The 614-nt window shown below is 41.5% G+C and carries 1 pseudogene; it reads left to right on the forward strand.

The features are described 5' to 3' along the window. Positions 1–614 (forward strand): annotated as a pseudogene (gene cysN / locus RR876_RS17065) (sulfate adenylyltransferase subunit CysN); the annotation flags it as partial.

Raw genomic sequence — 614 nt, forward strand, 5'->3', positions numbered from 1 at the left:
GTCCAAACCTTGATTTCCGTGGTTTTGCGGGTACGATTGCGCTTGGTGAAATCAACGTTGGTGATGAAATCGTTGCCTTACCTTCAGGTAAAAAATCAACGGTTAAAGTAATTGTCACGTTTGAGGGAAATCTTGAACAAGCAATTGCCGGTCAAGCAGTTACTTTAACGTTAAATGATGAAATTGATATTTCACGTGGTAACGTTTTGGTTCGCGCAGGTGAACAACCGCTTATTTCACGTAGTGTTCGTGCATCTGTTGTATGGATGAATGAACATCCTTTAGTGAAAGGTAAATTGTATAACGTTAAAATCGGTACGCAAACTGTTCCTGCAAAAGTCAGTGCGATCAATTACCGTGTCAACGTAAATACACTTGAACATACTCAAGTTGAAGAAATTGAGTTAAATGCGATTGCAGATCTTGTGATTGAGTTTGATGCTCCAGTGGTATTTGACCAATATCAAGACAGTCGTTATACAGGTTCGTTGATCTTTATTGACCGCTTGAGCAACGTTACTGTTGGTGCGGGGATGATTGAAGCCGCAGTAGAATGGACTGCGCATAGCAATCCTGTGACAGCGGAAGATCGTGCTGCTCGTTTAGGTCAGAAA

The organism is Acinetobacter sp. (assembly GCF_036666595.1).
Taxonomy (GTDB): Bacteria; Pseudomonadota; Gammaproteobacteria; order Pseudomonadales; family Moraxellaceae; genus Acinetobacter.